This is a genomic window from Microbacterium sp. NPDC028030 (assembly GCF_040637855.1).
GTDB lineage: Bacteria > Actinomycetota > Actinomycetes > Actinomycetales > Microbacteriaceae > Microbacterium.
The window spans coordinates 716,129-733,053 of the sequence record NZ_JBEZXF010000002.1 but is presented as its reverse complement, the minus strand read 5'-3'; the positions used below and the strand labels follow the sequence as shown (position 1 = coordinate 733,053).

The window sequence follows — 16,925 nt, the reverse complement described above, 5'->3', positions numbered from 1 at the left end:
GACATGGTGACGTAACACCCGCGTCCTAGGCTCTCGTCATGGACAGCGGATTCGCCCTCCGTCGGGCCGCGCAGACCGATGCGGTGTTCCTCGGCGACATGCTCGTCGAGGCGGCGAACTGGCGCGCCGGGGGACTGCGACCGCGGCACGAGGTGCTGATGTCGTCGGAGCATCGGCGGTATCTCGCGGGGTGGCAGCGAGCGGCTGACGACGGTCTCGTGGCGACCGAGCTCGGTGGCGTTCCTGTAGGCGCAGCGTGGTATCGGATGCTCCCGCAGAACGCGCCGGGTTTCGGATTCGTTGGAGTCGCGGTGCCCGAACTGATCATCGGTGTGCATCCGCTCTGGCGAGCACGCGGGGTCGGCCGCTCCCTCTTACGTGGTCTCATCCAGCTCGCCGCCTCGCAGGGGCACGCGCGGATCAGTCTGAGCGTCGAGCGCGACAACTTCGCTCGCAACTTGTATCGCGCCGAGGGATTCGCCGTGGTGGCCGAGGGCGCAACCCGCGACACAATGGCGCGCCGGACGGCCTGATCGAGCACGTCGGATCCGCGGAAAGCCGCGTCATTGCGCGGGGATGTCGGGTGTTGGCCGTAACGTGAGAGCATGGCCAGGAGTTCCACGAAGACTGAGCGCGCGTCGACCAGCGCACCGTCGCGCCCCAAGCGGCAGACGGCTCCCAAGGCCCAGCCCGCTCCGAAGAAGTACATCGACGAGGCCGACAAGCCCTCCGTCGCTGTCCGTGCCTGGGCCGGACTCGCACACGGTGTCGGCGGGCTCTTCCGGGCGTTCGGACCGGAGACCCTCGACAAGGACGACCGCCGAGACGGGTTCCCCTTCCTGCTGGTGCTGCTCGCCGCGCTCGGTGCGGTGAACGAGTGGTTCTTCATCGGCAACGAGGTCGCCGCGAACATCAGCGCCTACTCCGTCGGCCTCTTCGTCGGGCGCGTCGCCTTCATCATGCCGGTGCTGCTTCTGCTCCTCGCGGGGTGGCTGTTCCGCCATCCCTCTTCCGTGCACGACAACGGGCGCATCGGTATCGGCTTCGGGCTGTTCGTCCTCGCCCTGTCGGGCATCTTCCACGTCGCAGGGCCCCGTCCGCATCCGAACCAGGGCATGCCCGCGCTCAGTGAGGCCGGAGGTCTGCTGGGGTGGTTGGTCGGTCAGCCGTTGACGTACCTGACGGACATCCCCGCGTACGTCATCCTGTCCCTCCTCGCAGTGCTCAGCATTCTCATCCTGACGAAGACGCCCCCGAATCGCATCGGCTCTCGACTCGGCGACCTTTACGCGTGGATGTTCGACGCGGAGCGCCCCCAGAAGCCTTCGGCGGACGCGACGGCGATCGACGACGCCGACAAGGTCGATGACCCCGACGTGCTGCCCTGGTGGCGCCGGAACAAGACGGGACGCGAAGAGGATCCCGACGAGGGCACGCTCGGGTCCGACGACATCACCGCGCTGCTCACCACATCGGAGCCGACGCCCGCGTATGACCAGGCGGTCGTGGTCGAGAACCCGTATGACGCCGCGACCGAGGTGCTGTCCGACGTCCGCTCGGTCGCCGACTCGCTCGCCGAGCAGCAGACCACCGCCCTCCTCGATGATTCATCCGACACCGGCGAGGTGCCGGAGCTCCCCGGCCTCGACGGGTTCGGCACCGAAGGTCCCGGCGACCGGGGCCCGCAGGCGCCGGTCGCTCCGTACATCCTGCCCTCTCCGGGTCTCCTGGTCGAAGGTCCGCCCCCTGTCCTGCGGTCCGAAGCCACAGACAAGGTGATCGAGCAGATCACCAGCGTGCTCACGCAGTTCAAGGTGGACGCGAAGGTGACCGGTTTCTCCCGCGGTCCGACGGTCACGCAGTACGAGGTCGAGGTCGGGCACGGGGTCAAGGTGGAGAAGATCCTCCAGCTGAGCAACAACTTCGCCTACGCTGTGGCGTCGAACGACGTGCGTATCCTCTCGCCCATCCCCGGCAAGAGCGCGATCGGGATCGAGATTCCCAACGCCGACAAGGAGATGGTCGCCCTCGGCGATGTGCTCCGCTCGCCCGCGGCGCAGAAGAGCACCCACCCGATGACGATCGGCGTCGGCAAGGACGTCGGCGGCAACATCGTGATCGCGAATCTCGCCAAGATGCCCCACCTGCTGGTGGCGGGTTCGACGGGCTCGGGTAAGTCGAGCTTCGTGAACTCCATGATCACGAGCTTGCTGATGCGGGCGCGGCCGGCCGATGTGCGCATGGTCCTGATCGACCCCAAGCGCGTCGAGCTGACGAGTTACGCGGGCGTTCCGCATCTGATCACGCCCATCATCACGAACCCGAAGAAGGCCGCCGAGGCGCTGCAGTGGGTCGTGAAGGAGATGGACATGCGGTACGACGACCTCGCGTCGTTCGGGTTCCGCCACATCGACGACTTCAATCGCGCGGTGCGTGCCGGCGAGGTCGAGGTGCCGGTCGGCAGTGAGCGGGTGCTCAAGCCGTACCCCTATCTGCTGGTGGTGGTCGACGAGCTCGCCGACCTCATGATGGTCGCCCCGCGTGATGTCGAGGACTCGATCGTCCGCATCACCCAGCTCGCGCGCGCGTCCGGCATCCATTTGGTCCTCGCGACGCAGCGCCCCAGCGTCGATGTCGTCACCGGCCTCATCAAGGCCAACGTCCCGTCCCGACTCGCGTTCGCTGTGACCAGCGTCACCGACAGCCGCGTCATCCTCGACAGTCCGGGAGCCGACAAGCTCATCGGTCAGGGTGATGCGTTGTTCTCGCCGATGGGTTCCTCCAAGCCGTTCCGCTTGCAGGGTGCATGGGTCGACGAGAAGGAGATCGACGCGGTCGTCAAGCACGTCACGCGTCAGGCCCGTCCCGACTATCGTCCCGACGTGCAGGAGGCTCTGGAACCGACCAAGAAGAAGGAAGTCGACGAGGACATCGGAGACGACCTGGAGCTGCTGCTCGCGGCCGCCGAGCTAATCGTCTCGTCCCAGTTCGGCTCGACGTCGATGCTTCAGCGCAAACTGCGTGTCGGATTCGCGAAGGCGGGCCGGCTGATGGACCTGCTGGAGTCCCGCGAGATCGTGGGACCCTCCGAGGGGTCGAAGGCGCGAGACGTGCTCGCGACAGCGGAACAGCTGCCGCAGGTGATGGCGAAGTTGCGTGGTGAGGACGTCCCCGCGGCTCCGTCCGGCTCCGCGTCGCCAGCAGCCCCTCCCGTCCCGCCTCTGCCCGCTGCGCACGATCCGATCGCCGCGCAGTACGAGGGTCTCCCCGAGGTCGAAACCGAGGGCGACGAAGACGCCTGGGGTCTGACGGGACGCGACTGATGGCCATTCCCCGGCAGCTGCCCAACGCCATCACGGTTGCGCGCATCCCGCTCGCGGTCATCTTCTTCGTGCTCCTGCTGCTCGGTGGAACGTATGGGGACGTCGCACCCGCACTGCGCTGGACCGCAGCGGTCCTCTTCATCGTCGGCATCTCCACCGACTGGGTCGACGGGTACCTGGCGCGTAAGTACGACATCGTCAGCGACTTCGGCAAGCTCTGGGATCCGATAGCCGACAAGCTGCTCACGGGTGCGGGGTTCATCGGGTTGGCGATTCTCGGCGAGGTGAACTGGTGGATCGTCGCGATCATCCTGGTGCGTGAGTGGGGGATCACCGTTCATCGCCTCATGGTCGCTAGTGAGCACGTCGTCGCCGCCGCCTGGATGGGCAAGATCAAGACGGCCTTCCAGGGCGTCGCCCTCGGCTGGGCGCTGCTTCCGCTCCATGTCCTGATCGGACTCGAGGCCTGGACGCTGGTCACGTTCGTCCTGATGATCATCGTGCTGCTGCTCACAGTGGCCAGCGGTGTCGACTACATCGTCGCCCAGGTGCGCGGATCCCGACAGAAGCGGGCATGAGCGTCGCCGACGCCGTGCTGTCGGCGTTGCGCGGGCGCGGCTGGACGATGGGCGTCGCGGAGTCGCTCACCGGAGGTGCGCTGTGCGCGGAGATCGTCTCGGTCCCCGGCGCATCGTCTGTGCTGCTCGGCGGAGTCGTGGCATACGCGACGGAGGTCAAGGCCGCAGTTCTCGGCGTCGAGGGGCAGCTCCTGGCGGCGCACGGACCGGTGCATCCCAGGGTGGCCGAGCAGATGGCCGACGGTGTGCGCCGCGTCGTGCGGGTGCAGGGAAGGAGCGCCGACGTCGGCGTTTCCACCACCGGGATCGCGGGTCCCGATTCGCCCGACGGCCAGCCGGTGGGGACTGTGCACATCGGTGTCGTGACGCCGTTCACCTCGCGGACGAAGGCGTTCCTCTTCCACGGAGATCGTGAAGAGATACGCGCGCAGACGGTGGATGCCGCGCTCGACGCGGTGCTCGAGACTCTTGCGGAATAGTGTGGGCATCGCCGGGGTTATCTCAGATGTGCTCACATTCAAACCACAGAGTGCAGGGGTAGATTCTGTGCATGCCAGGGGTATTAGACTGGCTGTCTCATCGGGGGAGACCTCGATCGATCACTTGGGGAGGAGGTTCCGATGATTCTTGTACGACAGGAAATCGGCGATGTGCTGAGGGACTTCCGCCTGCAGAAGGGGCGCACGCTCCGGCAGGTCGCAAGCAAGGCATCGGTTGCGCTCGGCTACCTCAGTGAGGTGGAGCGAGGTCAGAAAGAGGCGTCGAGCGAGATCCTCGCATCCGTCGCCGATGCGCTCGATGTGCCCATCTCCACGATCATGCGCGAGGTCGGAGACCGCATCTCCGTGCTCGAGGGCATCCAGGTGTTCCCCGACGTGGTTCCCGACGATCTCGTCGCCTCGGTCGAGCCGCAGCTCTCGCTGCACTGACCTCCCACCAGGGGAATCGATGCGTCGTAGCGAGTTCCTTCGTGCCGTGGATACGGAGTTCCAGGCGCGAGCCACTTCGCTGGTGAACGATCTCGGGCTGACGGCACTCCGGGGCCGGACTGCGGTGGAGGCTCTCGCCGACGGGACCCCACCCAGGGAGATCTGGCTCGCTCTCTGCACCGAGATGGATGTCCCCGAGGATCGCCGCTACGGCGTGGGCCGGCAGGAGCCTCGCAAGCGCTGAGCCGATTCGCGTCACGTCCGCAACGTACGGTACAGCGCGAGATGATTTCGGCGTGTCGTCGAAGATGTGTTCGAAACGAGCGTAGTCTTCTACACAAGTGGTTCAGAGAAGCCGATCTGCACTTCCGGTGGGATCGCCGAGTCGTTGTCGGTGGCCCCTCCTACGGTGGAGAGCAGGCCGAAGAGCCATACGCCTTGTCGGAGAGTTGCTCCCAGCCGGGAGCGCCGCGACAGCCTACAGGCGGCACCACGCGCGCAGAAGGAGCACATCATGCCATCACCCGCCGACCGCGAGAAGTCCCTCGAGACCGCCCTCGCCCAGATCGACCGCCAGTTCGGAAAGGGCTCGGTCATGCGGCTGGGCAGCGATGAGCGCGCCCCCGTGGCCGTCATCCCCACCGGCTCCATCGCCCTCGATGTCGCCCTCGGCGTCGGAGGCCTCCCGCGTGGCCGAATCGTCGAGATCTACGGACCTGAGTCCTCGGGTAAGACGACACTGACTCTGCACGCGATCGCAAATGCGCAGCGCGCCGGTGGCATCGCAGCGTTCATCGACGCCGAGCACGCGCTCGACCCCGACTACGCGGCGAAGCTCGGCGTCGACATCGACGCACTTCTCGTGTCGCAGCCCGATACAGGTGAGCAGGCCCTCGAGATCGCCGACATGCTCGTCCGGTCCGGTGCGATCGACCTCATCGTGATCGACTCCGTCGCGGCGCTCGTACCGCGAGCCGAGATCGAGGGCGAGATGGGTGACTCGCACGTGGGCCTGCAGGCCCGACTCATGTCGCAGGCACTGCGAAAGCTGACCGGTGGTCTGAACCAGACGAACACCACCATGATCTTCATCAACCAGCTCCGCGAGAAGATCGGCGTGTTCTTCGGGTCGCCCGAGACCACCGCGGGTGGCAAGGCGCTCAAGTTCTACGCGTCCGTCCGCATGGACATCCGTCGTATCGAGACGCTCAAGGACGGTACCGACGCCGTCGGAAACCGCACGAGGGTGAAGGTCGTCAAGAACAAGATGGCTCCGCCTTTCAAGCAGGCCGAGTTCGACATCCTCTACGGGGTCGGGATCTCGCGCGAGGGCAGCCTGATCGACTTCGGTGTCGAGCACGCCATCGTGAAGAAGTCGGGCTCGTGGTACACCTACGACGGCGATCAGCTGGGTCAGGGCAAGGAGAACGCACGTACGTTCCTGCTGAACAACCCGGACATCGCACTGGCGATCGAGACGCAGATCAAGCAGAAGCTCGGCATCGGTGCACAGGTCGCGGCTCCCGCGGCCGCTGACGAGCTCGCAGAGCGTCGTCCGGCCTGATGAACGACGAGCGTGGGGGCGATCCTGATCGGATCGCCCCCATCACCCCCCTTTTCGGTGGCTCCTCGAGGAGGAATGACCGCAAGCCCGAGAGTTCTCACGTCGAGGAAGAGCGTGCTGCAGACGTCTCATCGCCTCGGGCCGGAGATGCCGGCGTCTGGCGCTCGACGTGGGACACCCCGTCCAGCGCAGTGCACCCGTCCGGTGCGGTCGATGGGGGCAGCCCCAGCGACCGTCATCCGGCGCGCGGGGGGTCCCGCAGGCCCGGGTCGGAGTCGCCGCACTCGACTGTGGCCGAGGCTTCTCGTCTTCGGGCGCTGAGTGGACAGGATGCGGCGCCTGACGACGGGGAGTCTCTTGACGAGGCACGCGTCGCGGCTGAAGAGTCTCTCGTGCGCAAGTTGCGCGCTCGCTCGCTCTCCGTCTCGGAGGCCCGGCAGGTCTTGCGCGGTTTCGAACTCGAATCGGGGACCGTCGACGACGTCATCGACGATTTCTGTCGTCGGGGCTACCTCGACGACGAGGCCCTCGCCGGTGTCCTGGTGGCGTCGGGAGTCGAGCGGAAGGGGCAGGGGAGAGTCGCCCTGTCGCGCGCGCTCGCCCAACGCGGCATCCCTCGAGATGTGATCGACAGGGCGCTCGACGAGTTACCGGATGACGACGACGAGCGAGCGCTCGACTTCGTCCGTGGAAAAGCGCGCTCCCTGAGTCGGCTCGACCATGACACCGCGCTTCGGCGTCTGGTGGGGCAGTTGTCGCGGCGCGGATACAACGGTGCGGTGGCCATGAAGGCGGCGAAGACAGCGCTGCGGGAGACGACGTTCGGCAGTTCGACCTCCGGCGTCCGTTTCGTCGATTCCGACTGAGAGAACGGCGCGGCTGTGGCCGGAGGCGGCTCGTACAATGGATCAATCATGACTATTCCGCGCAGCGAACCGACGATCATCAGCGCTTCGTCGGCGGCCGTCGACGTCGATGGCCGACAGCGATCGTACGAAGTGCGCACCTTCGGGTGCCAGATGAACGTGCACGACTCCGAACGTCTTTCCGGTTCCCTGGAGAGCGCCGGCTACGTTCGGGCACTGGACGGCGCTGAAGCCGACGTGGTGATCATCAACACCTGTGCGGTGCGCGACAATGCGGCCGGCAAGCTTTACGGCACTCTCGGGCACCTCGCCTCGGTCAAGCGCCGCAAAGAGGGGATGCAGATCGCCGTCGGCGGCTGTCTCGCTCAGATGGACAAGCAGGCCGTGCTCGACAAGGCGCCGTGGGTCGATGTCGTCTTCGGCACGCACAACATGGGCTCGCTGCCGGGGCTGCTGGAGCGTGCGCGGCACAACGGCGACGCTGAGCTCGAGATCCTCGAGTCGCTCGAGGTCTTCCCTTCGACGCTTCCGACCAAACGTGATTCCGCGCACAGCGGGTGGGTGTCGATCTCCGTCGGGTGCAACAACACGTGCACGTTCTGCATCGTGCCGAGCCTGCGCGGCAAGGAGAAGGACCGTCGCCCCGGAGACATCCTGAACGAGATACGCCTGCTGGTGGACGATGGCGCGATCGAGGTCACGCTCCTCGGGCAGAACGTCAACTCCTACGGTGTCGAGTTCGGAGATCGTCAGGCATTCGGCAAGCTGCTGCGCGCAGCCGGTGAGATCGACGGGCTGGAGCGCATCCGCTTCACCAGCCCGCACCCGGCGGCCTTCACCGACGATGTGATCGACGCCATGGCCGAGACGCCGAGCGTGATGCCACAACTGCACATGCCGCTGCAATCCGGCAGCGACCGCATCCTCAAGGCGATGCGGCGCTCCTATCGCAGCGAGCGATTCCTCGGGATCCTGGATCGGGTGCGTGCCCGCATCCCGAACGCCGCGATCACGACCGACATCATCGTGGGTTTCCCGGGCGAGACCGAGGAGGACTTCGACGATACGATGCGTGTCGTCGAGCAGGCGCGCTTCTCTGCGGCGTTCACCTTCCAGTACTCCATCCGCGAGGGAACACCTGCAGCGACGATGGAAGACCAGGTGCCGAAGGAGGTCGTCCAGGCGCGGTACAACCGTCTGATCGCACTTCAGGAGCGGATCTCGCTGGAGGAGAATCAGAAGCAGGTCGGCCGCGAGATCGAGGTGCTGGTGTCGACCGGTGAGGGCAAGAAGGACGCCGAGACCCACCGGCTGACGGGCCGCGCCGAAGACAATCGACTGGTGCATTTCCAGGTCCCCGAGAACTCGGACCTTCCGCGACCAGGCGACGTCGTCACGGTGACCGTGACGCACGGCGCCCCGTTCCATCTGCTCGCCGACGACCCCACCGGGGCTCCGTTGCGGATTCGTCGCACGCGCGGAGGAGACGCCTGGGATCGCTCGCAGGCCGACTCCTGTGCGGTGCCGAGTCCCTCGGCCGAGGGTGGATCCCGAGCTGTGTCCCTCGGTCTTCCGACTCTTCGCGTCGGAGTGTGAGCGAGCCGCGCCTCTGGGCGATAGTCGGCGCGACCGGCACTGGGAAGAGCGATCTCGCGCTCGATCTCGCCGACGCACTGAGGGCGCGAGGCAACCCGGTGGAGATCGTGAACGCCGATGCGATGCAGCTGTATCGCGGCATGGACATCGGCACGGCTAAGTTGCCCGTCGCCGAGCGGCGCGGCATACCCCACCACCTCTTCGACGTCCGAGAGGTTCACGAAGAGGCTGCCGTCGCCTGGTACCAGCCCGAGGCGCGTGCGGCGATCAAGGCGATCCATGAACGCGGGGGAGACGCGATCCTGGTCGGCGGCTCCGGCCTCTACGTCTCGAGCGTCGTGTACGAGTTCCATTTCCCGCCCCGCGACCCGGAGATCCGTCGGCGGCTCGAACAGGAGCTGGAATCGGTCGGTCTTCCCGATCTGCTCGCCCGCCTTCGAGCGCAGGATCCTGAGGCCGCGGCGAAGGTCGACCCGCGCAACAGCCGGAGGGTCATCCGGGCGCTCGAGGTCCTGGAGCAGGGGAGCAGCACACACGGCGCGGCACTGCCCGAGCGCCCTGTCCTGTGGCATCCGCGCACGCGATTGATCGGCCTCCACGTCGACCGCGCCGACCTCGTGGCACGGCTCGACGCCCGGGTGGAGCGGATGTGGGAGTCCGGCCTCATCGACGAGGTCGCTGAACTCCGCCAGCAGGGCCTCGAACGGGGCGCGACGGCTCCGCGGGCCATCGGCTACGCGCAGGCGCTCGGCCAGCTCGACGGAACTCTCAGCGCGGCCGAGGCCATCGCACAGACCCAGGCGCTCACGCGTCGCTATGCGCGGCGGCAGGTGTCGTGGTTCAAGCGGTATCCGGAACTGCGCTGGTGGGATGCGCCCGCCGACGCGCACACCCTTCTGCAGGCCTGACCTCACCCCGCTCCCGGCGCGACCGGGTGTCGGAGGCCGGTGGCACGCTGGTCGCATGAGCACTCACTTCTTCACGGCCTCCAGCCTCGACGGCTTCATCGCGACCGAAGAGCACTCGCTCGACTGGTTGTTGACACAGGATGTCGATCCCGACGGACCGATGGGATACAACGCCTTCGAGAAGGACATCGGCGCGCTGGCGATGGGGGCTTCGACGTACGAGTGGGTGATGAGGCATGAAGAGGGGCGCTGGGGCTACAGTCAACCCACCTGGGTCTTCACGCATCGTGCGCTCGAGCTTCCCGAGAGCGCGAATGTGCGTCTCACTCAGGGTGCCGTGCAGAGCGTGCACACCGAGATGCTCACGGCCGCGGGGGAGCGGGACATCTGGGTCGTGGGCGGGGGAGACCTCGCCGGCCAGTTCGCCGATGCCGGGCTGCTCGACGAGGTCTGGGTGCAGTATGCGCCGGTCACTCTGGGAGCCGGGGCTCCGCTGCTGCCGCGGCGGCTCGACCTGGAGCTGCTCGAGGTGGCGCAGAACCGCAACTTCCTGTGCGGGCGCTACGCCGTCGTCTCCCAGGGGTAGTGGCGCTCTCTAGACTGGGGGCATGGTCGCATTCACCAAGGGTCACGGTACGGGCAACGACTTCATCATCATCGCCGACCCTGACGGGGCATTCGACCTCTCTGTCGAGCAGGTCGCGGTGCTCTGCGACCGCCACTTCGGTATCGGCGCGGATGGGATCCTCCGTGTCGTGCGCTCTTCGGCGATCGCCGATGGTGCCGCCGCGTTGGCGGAAGAGCCTGCGGCGGAGTGGTTCATGGACTACCGGAATGCCGATGGATCCATCGCGGAGATGTGCGGCAACGGTATCCGTGTCTTCGCGCACTATCTCGTGCGCGCGGGCCTGGCGACCATCGAGCCCGGCTCGACGCTCTCGATCGGCACTCGGGCCGGCGTGCGCGATGTGACGCGGAGCGCGACCGGCTACCAGGTCGACCTCGGGCGGTGGAAGCTCTCCGGCGACGACCCGCTCGTGCGGGTCGACGGACTCTCGGTCACGCGCCCTGGCCTGGGGATCGACGTGGGCAACCCGCATGTCGTCGTGGCGCTCGCGTCCGAGTTCGAGCTCGCTTCGCTGGAGCTTCACCGTGCGCCGGAACTCGACCCGTCGTTGCCGGCGGGCGCCAACGTCGAGTTCGTCGTGCCCGGCGAGCCCCTGGTGCGCGATGGCGTCGGGCATGTGCGCATGCGCGTCTTCGAACGCGGGGTGGGCGAGACGCTCAGCTGCGGCACGGGCGTCGCGGCGACCGCACTCGCCGTCCGCTATTGGGCGGGCGAAAGCGCCCCGAACAACTGGCAGGTCGAGGTGCCGGGCGGAACGCTCGGAGTGCGCATGTTCCCTGCTGAGGACGGTGAGCACGTGGCCCTGTCCGGGCCGGCTCAGCTCGTCTTCAGCGGAGAGATCGATCTGCTCTGATCGAGGCGAGCTCGGCGGGCGAGGCTGGGGCCCGACTGCGGTCAGAGTCCTGAGAGAGCGATCGGCTCCGTGGGCGGCGTCCCGTGCTTGCGGACCTTGAGGATCCGATAGCCCTTGCCCGTCGCGGTGCGGAAGACGCTGTACCCGGGGTGGAACGTGGAACCGATCCAGCGTTGCAGCGAATCCGCGCCGAGGTTCCGCTGTACGACGAGCCAGGCGTCACTGCGCTCATCGAGTCGAGGGATCCACCTCTCCAACAGGCTGTGCAGCTCGTTCTTGCCGACACGGATGGGCGGGTTGGAGCGGATCGTGCGAAATGAGATGTGTTCGGGAACATCGTCGGGAAGTGATGCGTTGATATTGGTGAGCCCGAGAGCCGCCGCGTTGCGACGGACGAGATCGAGGGCTCGCTCGTTCACATCGACGGCCCATACCGTCGCATGTGGTGCGGCGAGGGCCATCGAGAGACTGACCGGTCCCCAGCCGCTGCCGAGGTCCAGAAGGTCGCCGCCCGGGGGCACCGGGGGCATGTTGGCAAGGAGCACTGCAGTGCCGGCGTCCAGACGATCCGGGCTGAAGACGCCACCGGCGGTGGTGACTTCCAGCTCACGACCCGCGAGCGTGACGCGGATCCTACGCAGATTCTCGGGGCTTGCCGGGGCCGCAGTGAAGTAGTGATCGGACCCCATACGGCGAGCGTACCGGACTGCGCGGGCTAAGGTTAAGGCTCGCTATGAAACCCAGAGACAAGGAACGGATGACGGAGACCACAACCCCCTCCACCGACGACCACACTGTCGATCGCGTGCTCGCCAACGCAGAGAAGCGTTCGGACGTCCACGTGTTCGGCGCAGCTCAGGCGCTGCAGGACGAGTCCACCGCTTCTCACGGCGACACGGACGGCGTGCAATGGGATCTCGAGGATCGCCACGCGCTCCGCCGCGTGGGTGGACTCTCGACGGAACTCGAGGACGTCACAGAGGTCGAGTACCGGCAGCTGCGTCTCGAGAACGTCGTCCTCGTGGGTGTGTATCCCCAGGGCGCGCAGGAAGACGCGGAGAACTCCCTGCGTGAACTCGCTGCACTGGCGGAGACGGCGGGAGCTGTGGTGCTCGACGGTGTTCTTCAGCGCCGGCCGCACCCCGATGCCGCGACGTATCTCGGACGAGGAAAGGCGCAGGAGCTCAAGGACATCGTCGCCGCGGTGGGTGCCGATACCGTGATCGCCGACACCGAACTCGCCCCCAGCCAGCGTCGCGCTCTCGAAGACGTGGTCAAGGTCAAGGTCATCGACCGGACCACTGTGATCCTCGACATCTTCAGCCAGCACGCGAAGAGCCGAGAGGGCAAGGCTCAGGTCGAACTCGCCCAGCTCGAGTATCTGCTGCCGCGACTGCGCGGTTGGGGTGACTCTATGAGCCGCCAGGCCGGTGGCCAGGTCGGCGCGGGTGGTGCGGGAATGGGATCCCGCGGTCCCGGTGAGACCAAGATCGAACTCGACCGTCGGCGGATCCGCACGAAGATGGCGCTGCTCCGGCGACAGATCCGCGACTTCGGTCCTGCGCGCGAGGCCAAGCGTGCAGAGCGCAAGCGCAACACGATCCCTTCCGTGGCGATCGCGGGATACACGAACGCCGGCAAGTCGAGTCTTCTCAACGCCCTCACCAGCGCCGGCGTCCTGGTCGAGAACGCGCTGTTCGCGACGTTGGATGCGACCGTGCGGCGTTCCGAGACGGAGGACGGTCGCGTCTACACGCTGACCGACACCGTCGGCTTCGTGCGCAACCTTCCTCACCAACTCGTCGAGGCGTTCCGCTCGACGCTGGAGGAGGTCGGAGACGCCGATGTCGTCCTCCACGTCGTGGACGGATCTCACCCCGACCCGGCGGGCCAGCTGCAGACGGTCCGCGATGTCCTCGGCGACGTCGGCGTGCGAGACCTCCCGGAGATCGTGGTCTTCAACAAGGCCGACCTGATCGACGACGATGAGCGGTTGGTGCTCCGTGGCCTTCAGCCGCACGCCCACTTCGTGTCATCCCGGTCGGGCGAGGGCATCGCCGAACTGCGAGCCGTGATCGAGGAGGCGCTTCCGAAGCCCGCCGTCGAAGTCCACGCGGTGATCCCGTACGACCGAGGCGACCTTGTCGCCGCGATCCACGAGACGGGCATGCTGCTCTCGGTGGATCATCGCGAAGCGGGTACGGCTGTGCACGCTCGTGTGTCCGAGCGTCTCGCTGCCGAGCTCGCGCCCTTCGCGACGCCGGCCTGACCCCTCAACGCGCGAGGAACCGCGCCTCGACTGTCGCGGAGATGACGATCTCCTGTGGCTCGTATTCCATCGCCGGTGCGGCATCGGCCGCGAATGCGACTCCGCCACGAGCCTTCATCAGAGGCGCCCCCTGCGACGGCTGACCCGTCGAGATCAACCCGACATCGGCGATCTCGACGGGAATGATGTCTTTCAGTCCGATAGCCCCCGCGTACGCTCTGGCGCGGATCGCGGCAACGCGGACAGCCTCGGCCGCAACCTCCTGCTCGACGCGCGTGCGAGTCGCCGCGGTGAGGTGCCAGTCGACCCAGCCCACCTCGACTCCGTCCGACGCGGAGACGTCCGTCACCCAGAGCGAGAGTTCGGACGCATCCGCGAAAGTCGCCGTGAAGTCGATACTCGCGTGGTGGACGGGCGCGAGGCGTTTGCCCTCGCTGTTCCACGGGCGCTCCGCCCGCACGGCCAGCTGCGTGCTGCTCCACTCGACGACGCCGCCGCCGTCCGCACGTTCGGTGATGCTGTTGCGGATCGGTTCGGCGAGCTGCATCACGCTCGAGACGACCTCCTGGCGCCCGGCGCCTTCGGTCCGCACACTCACGCGGACCGTGGCGCGTTCGGGGGCGACGCGAGCTTCGTGTTCTCCTCGGACGGTGATTGTGACTTCGCTCATGGGGCGACTCTACGCCTGCCGTAGGAGCAGCGCGGAATGGCGCAGCGGCGTCGAACGTTGTAGTCTGTGATGCTCGGGTGTTTCACGCTCGAGATGACAATTCCACAGTGTGACAGCGGCTCCTTCGAGAGAAGGACCACGGGGCTGATCGGTTTCGACAGCGCCTGTGAATCCACGAGAAGCGGGCCGAGGATGCAGAGTTATCTCGTAAACGCTCTCTGCAAAAAAATAGTTGCCGAAACCAAGCGCAACGACTTCGCCCTCGCTGCATAAGCGAGCCCGATAGTCCGTCAGGCCGTATGTGATTCCGATACGGATCCTGGCGTCATCTAGGAATCTTGCTGCGTGACGGCGTCTGGACGTCACGTGGGACTTTTCCCAGGCTGGGCTCGTCGACTTAGGTGTCTGTGACAAAGGTTGGAGCCGAGCAGAACGCATTCACAGACTGCGCCCGGAGAAGGCGTGGAGACTCAGCGTTGGACGGGGGTTCGATTCCCCCCAGCTCCACCAAGCCGTTGTCACTCAACAAGAGGCCCGCCTCCCTAGTGATCACTAGGGAGGCGGGCCTTTCTTGCGTTGTGGACGACTGTGGCGCAAGTCGCGCGGGATGGGCCCGGCGAGGCATGCTTCCCCGAAATGGACTTTGGTCCAAGGGTGAGATGTCTTTTGTCACTATTACCCCTACGATCAGTTGAAGTGGAGTCGAGGACGGTTTCGCATCTGGGGATCAGGGGAGCACGCTCGATAAGCGCGCGTGGGGGAATGCGACATGCCGTTGAGAAGCCAGCGGACCATCGCGACGTTCGGCGCGATCAAGGTCCGCGAGTTCGTCGCGTCTGTCGATCTTCATTCAGCGCCGCTTCCCGGCGATTCAGAGCTGGTCGGCCTGCATATGGTCGAGAGCGGGAGCATCGACGTCGCCTCGGCGGGTGGGGCGCGTCGATTCGCGCCTGGAGATGCCTTCTTGGTCAGGCATGAGATTCTTCCACCGACCGCCGTGGGAGCAAACCTCGAACTCTTCTCTGTGCTCGTGCCCGCAGAAGGGCTTGCGACTGCTGCTCCCGCGCCGAGCGAGGTCCGACCGGTACGTCCCGACAGCGCGTTGCTGAAGGCCACGCTCGCGTTCGCCCGCCAAGCGACGACGTCCCCGGATGCGCTCGGCAGCTTCGAGACGTATTACCTGGAGCGGCTGCTGATCGAGATGGTGATCGGAGTCTCTGTCGAAGGCGGCGAAGCCCGGCCAAGAGCGCGCACCCGTGACCACTTCGCCGACGCTGTCGCAGTCATCGAGGCGCGTCTGTCCGACTTCGAGCTGTCTCCTCGCGTGGTGGCAAGAGACGTGCGCATCTCGCTGAGGCAATTGGAACGTGCGTTCGCTGCCCGTTCTACCACCGTGGGCCGACAGATCCGCCGGAAACGGGTCGAGCACGCTGCGGGGCTCCTCACCGACCGGGCGTATGACGTCATGACGGTCTCTGCGATCGCCGAGCATTCGGGGTTCTCGAACGACTCGAGTCTCGCGCGAGCCTTCGCTCAGGAAGGGTTTGCTTCTCCGGGTCGAGTACGACGCGTCGCTCAGGAAGCCGGTCGTTCCCATACCGAACTCGACGAGATGCGCACCGAAGACGACGTCTCTCACGTGGACACGGAACGTCACCTGCATCGGTCGACACACTGAGCACGACGCGCGGAAACGTCCACGCGATGCACTCAGGGGAGAACCAATGACAGAGGAGATCCGCAGCGCGACCACGCCCGTGCGCGTGAACCGCCGCACGGTCGTCAAGGCCGCCGCATGGTCGGTGCCGGTCGTCGCGGCCGTCGTGGCCACACCGCTCGCAGCGGCCAGCGTCCCGGAGCCGCAGCCGGCTCCCGGCGGCGGACTGTCCGTGTGGCAGGGTGGCACATCCGTGCAGACGTGGACGCTGACTCAGCCGAACCGCGTCCAGGTCAACACCGGCCAGAACGTCGGGTTCGACGCGTTCGATCCAGACACCGGCGATTCCGTGCCCGCAGGCACGTACCGCTCCGGAACGGTGACGGTGACGGTGCAGTGGGGTGCCGGCAACGGCGTCTCCGATCCGACCAGCTACCGGCTGGAGGAGCGCGCTCTGAACGGTTGGGTGCGGGTCGGCGCACCTCCCGCCGAGGGCACCTCTGGATTGGTCGAGTACACGTACGCCGGCATCCTCAACGGAGCGGCGAACACCGTGCCGCTTCCGGTCGTGTGGCTGTACCCCTCGGGCGGCGGAGCTTTGACTCCCACGTACGTGAACACGTCGCTGTCGTCGGAGTTCCTCAGCGAGAAGACCTCCGGCTCGCGGGTTCCCTAGCGATACATGGAATGAACAGAAGACCCCCGCCGGCAACGCCGCGCGGGGGTCTTCTGCCACGGGTAGCCGAGGTCCACGGTCACGGGACCCGGCCGCTGCGTCCCCGATCTGCAGTCGCGGCCTCCCCGGTGACGTCGAACGCCTTCGGAGGTCTCGTGTCTGCTGAGGGCACCGGTTCAGGGAATGATCGCGGGAGCGACCATGGTGCGGACCGCTTCGGGTAGCCCCGTTTCGACACCCGCCCCCAGGTCATGCATCACAGAGAGATTCTTCACGGCGTCGTGAGGGTGACGGTGTCGGTCGGGCTCCCCGATGTCGCGATGACCGCCGGCCCCGCAACGCCGACGGAAGCGGCTGTCAGCGGGGTCGCGATCGCGACGGCGATCACCGGCGCGGACCACGCCGCTC

The 16,925-nt window shown here is 66.6% G+C and carries 17 protein-coding genes and 1 other RNA gene; 16 read left to right on the top strand and 2 right to left on the bottom strand.

The features are described from left to right. The first annotated feature begins 38 nt into the window (after positions 1 to 38). The 12 genes from AB0E56_RS12430 (at position 39) to dapF (ending at position 11,245) form a co-directional block, all read left to right on the top strand. Positions 39 to 533: a GNAT family N-acetyltransferase gene (locus AB0E56_RS12430; RefSeq protein ID WP_359799321.1), complete on the top strand. Its 495-nt coding sequence runs from the start codon at positions 39 to 41 to the stop codon at positions 531 to 533. 72 nt (positions 534 to 605) lie between these two features. After that, positions 606 to 3,323, top strand: coding sequence for a DNA translocase FtsK 4TM domain-containing protein (locus tag AB0E56_RS12425; protein ID WP_359799319.1), 2,718 nt, complete (start codon positions 606 to 608; stop codon positions 3,321 to 3,323). Next, positions 3,323 to 3,901, top strand: coding sequence for a CDP-diacylglycerol--glycerol-3-phosphate 3-phosphatidyltransferase (gene pgsA / locus AB0E56_RS12420; protein ID WP_359799316.1), 579 nt, complete (start codon positions 3,323 to 3,325; stop codon positions 3,899 to 3,901). Before AB0E56_RS12425 ends, pgsA begins: the two co-directional genes overlap by 1 nt. Beyond that, positions 3,898 to 4,380 (top strand): CinA family protein, encoded by a 483-nt coding sequence (locus tag AB0E56_RS12415; RefSeq protein WP_359799313.1) that lies wholly within the window; start codon positions 3,898 to 3,900, stop codon positions 4,378 to 4,380. The genes pgsA and AB0E56_RS12415 overlap by 4 nt, the downstream gene beginning before the upstream one ends. A 141-nt stretch (positions 4,381 to 4,521) precedes the next feature. Further along, entirely contained in the window at positions 4,522 to 4,830 is a 309-nt protein-coding gene (locus AB0E56_RS12410; RefSeq protein ID WP_026049981.1) for a helix-turn-helix transcriptional regulator, read from the top strand. A 19-nt stretch (positions 4,831 to 4,849) separates the two neighbouring features. After that, positions 4,850 to 5,074 carry a DUF3046 domain-containing protein gene (locus AB0E56_RS12405; protein WP_359799311.1) on the top strand — a complete coding sequence of 75 codons (225 nt, stop codon included), beginning with the start codon at positions 4,850 to 4,852 and terminating at the stop codon, positions 5,072 to 5,074. A gap of 270 nt (positions 5,075 to 5,344) precedes the next feature. Then, entirely contained in the window at positions 5,345 to 6,394 is a 1,050-nt protein-coding gene (gene recA / locus AB0E56_RS12400) for a recombinase RecA (protein ID WP_183152792.1), read from the top strand. A gap of 392 nt (positions 6,395 to 6,786) precedes the next feature. Next, a complete protein-coding gene (locus AB0E56_RS12395) occupies positions 6,787 to 7,260 on the top strand; it encodes a regulatory protein RecX (RefSeq protein ID WP_359799309.1) in 474 nt (157 codons plus the stop codon). Between the two features lie 48 nt (positions 7,261 to 7,308). Continuing rightward, positions 7,309 to 8,856 (top strand): tRNA (N6-isopentenyl adenosine(37)-C2)-methylthiotransferase MiaB, encoded by a 1,548-nt coding sequence (gene miaB, locus AB0E56_RS12390; RefSeq protein ID WP_359799306.1) that lies wholly within the window; start codon positions 7,309 to 7,311, stop codon positions 8,854 to 8,856. Beyond that, the gene (gene miaA, locus AB0E56_RS12385; protein WP_359799303.1) at positions 8,853 to 9,764 is read left to right on the top strand and encodes a tRNA (adenosine(37)-N6)-dimethylallyltransferase MiaA; all 912 of its coding nucleotides are present in this window, start codon (positions 8,853 to 8,855) and stop codon (positions 9,762 to 9,764) included. The genes miaB and miaA overlap by 4 nt, the downstream gene beginning before the upstream one ends. Before the next feature lie 55 nt (positions 9,765 to 9,819). Then, positions 9,820 to 10,350 (top strand): dihydrofolate reductase family protein, encoded by a 531-nt coding sequence (locus AB0E56_RS12380; RefSeq protein ID WP_359799302.1) that lies wholly within the window; start codon positions 9,820 to 9,822, stop codon positions 10,348 to 10,350. A 22-nt stretch (positions 10,351 to 10,372) separates the two neighbouring features. Then, positions 10,373 to 11,245 carry a diaminopimelate epimerase gene (gene dapF, locus AB0E56_RS12375; protein WP_359799300.1) on the top strand — a complete coding sequence of 291 codons (873 nt, stop codon included), beginning with the start codon at positions 10,373 to 10,375 and terminating at the stop codon, positions 11,243 to 11,245. A gap of 41 nt (positions 11,246 to 11,286) precedes the next feature. Here the strand turns inward: dapF and AB0E56_RS12370 are convergent, their stop codons facing one another. Beyond that, positions 11,287 to 11,934, bottom strand: coding sequence for a methyltransferase (locus tag AB0E56_RS12370; protein ID WP_359799298.1), 648 nt, complete (start codon positions 11,932 to 11,934; stop codon positions 11,287 to 11,289). Positions 11,935 to 12,002: 68 nt separating this feature from the next. On the opposite strand from AB0E56_RS12370, the gene hflX reads away from it, so the two are divergent. Continuing rightward, the gene (gene hflX / locus AB0E56_RS12365; protein ID WP_359799296.1) at positions 12,003 to 13,514 is read left to right on the top strand and encodes a GTPase HflX; all 1,512 of its coding nucleotides are present in this window, start codon (positions 12,003 to 12,005) and stop codon (positions 13,512 to 13,514) included. Between the two features lie 4 nt (positions 13,515 to 13,518). On the opposite strand, the gene AB0E56_RS12360 is transcribed toward hflX, so the two are convergent. Further along, positions 13,519 to 14,184: an SIMPL domain-containing protein gene (locus AB0E56_RS12360; protein WP_359799295.1), complete on the bottom strand. Its 666-nt coding sequence runs from the start codon at positions 14,182 to 14,184 to the stop codon at positions 13,519 to 13,521. A 140-nt stretch (positions 14,185 to 14,324) separates the two neighbouring features. Between AB0E56_RS12360 and ssrA the strand changes: the two genes are divergently transcribed. The 3 genes from ssrA (at position 14,325) to AB0E56_RS12345 (ending at position 16,517) form a co-directional block, all read left to right on the top strand. Beyond that, positions 14,325 to 14,694, top strand: a transfer-messenger RNA (tmRNA) gene (ssrA, locus tag AB0E56_RS12355). A gap of 259 nt (positions 14,695 to 14,953) precedes the next feature. Next, entirely contained in the window at positions 14,954 to 15,862 is a 909-nt protein-coding gene (locus AB0E56_RS12350) for an AraC family transcriptional regulator (protein WP_359799294.1), read from the top strand. 46 nt (positions 15,863 to 15,908) lie between these two features. Continuing rightward, positions 15,909 to 16,517: a hypothetical protein gene (locus tag AB0E56_RS12345; RefSeq protein ID WP_359799292.1), complete on the top strand. Its 609-nt coding sequence runs from the start codon at positions 15,909 to 15,911 to the stop codon at positions 16,515 to 16,517. The last annotated feature ends 408 nt before the right edge of the window (positions 16,518 to 16,925 follow it).